The organism is Mesorhizobium sp. M7A.F.Ca.CA.001.10.2.1 (assembly GCF_003998575.1).
In the GTDB taxonomy this organism is placed as follows: Bacteria; Pseudomonadota; Alphaproteobacteria; order Rhizobiales; family Rhizobiaceae; genus Mesorhizobium.
In genome coordinates, this window is sequence record NZ_RZQY01001051.1 from 1 (window position 1) to 1,287 (window position 1,287).

Genomic DNA, 1,287 nt, shown 5'->3' on the forward strand with positions numbered 1-1,287 from the left:
CTGCTGCTCTACGTCTTTGCCGTGCGGCTCAGCTGGTTCCCGATCGGCGGCTATGGCACCTGGCGTCATCTCGTGCTGCCGTCGCTGACCATGGGCATACTCGGCGCCGGCTGGTACGCCCGCATGATGCGCTCGTCGATGATCGATGTTCTGCGTCAGGATTATGTCCGCACCGCCCGCGCCAAGGGCCTGGCGCGGCGAGCCATCCTTTTCCGCCATGCGCTGCCGAACGCCATCCTGCCGGTCATCGCCATGATCGGCATCGACATCGGCATCTTCATGGGTGGCATCGTCGTCGTCGAAAGCGTGTTCGGCTGGCCTGGCATTGGCCAGCTGGCGTGGCAGGCCATCCAGCGCGTGGACATCCCGATCATCATGGGCGTCACCCTGGTCTCGGCCTTCGCCATCGTGCTCGGCAATCTGCTGGCCGACGTCATCGCGCCCTTCATCGACCCCCGCATCAAGCTCAGATGAAAATGAAAACCAGACAGAGAAAGGGAACATAAAAATGAAAAAGTTTCTCGCTTCCACGGTAGCGGCATCGGCGCTGGCGCTGATGCTCGGCATGACAAGTGTTCGCGCCGAGGACACCGTCGATCCGAACGCCAAGCAGGGCGGCGCCATCACCATCACCTACAAGGACGATGTCGCCACGCTCGATCCGGCGATCGGGTATGACTGGCAGAACTGGTCGATGATCAAGAGCCTGTTCGACGGGCTGATGGATTACGAACCTGGCACCACCAATTTGAAGCCCGACCTTGCCGAGAGCTACGAGATCTCGCCCGACGGGAAGACCTTCACCTTCAAGCTGCGCCATGGCGTGAAATTCCACAATGGCCGCGAGATGACCGCCGACGACGTGAAATATTCGCTCGACCGCGTCACCAATCCCAAGACCCAGAGCCCCGGCGCCGGCTTTTTCGGCTCGATCAAGGGCTATGACGATGTCGCCGCCGGCAAGGCCGGGAGCCTCTCCGGCGTCACCGTCGTCGATCCCTACACGGTCAAGTTCGAGCTGACCCGGCCCGACGCCACTTTCCTGCATGTCATGGCCATCAACTTCTCGCATGTCGTGCCGAAGGAAGAGGTCGAGAAATACGGCGCCGATTTCGGCAAGCATCCGGTCGGCACCGGCGCCTTCAAGCTCGCCGAATGGACACTCGGCCAGCGCATCGTCTTCGAGCGCAATGCGGACTATTGGCACAAGGGCCTGCCGCATCTGGACAAGATCACCTTCGAGATCGGCCAGGAGCCGATCGTGGCGCTGCTGCGCCTGCAGAAGGG

The 1,287-nt window shown here is 61.8% G+C and carries 2 protein-coding genes; both read left to right on the top strand.

Features of this window, described 5'->3' with window-relative positions; all coding sequences use genetic code 11:
• Positions 1-474, top strand: a 474-nt coding sequence (locus tag EN964_RS34925; RefSeq protein WP_164776405.1) for an ABC transporter permease, incomplete at its 5' end; no start/stop codon positions are given.
• Between the two features lie 82 nt (positions 475-556).
• Positions 557-1,287: ABC transporter substrate-binding protein (locus EN964_RS34930; protein ID WP_373565085.1), on the top strand; the 731-nt coding region annotated here is incomplete at its 3' end.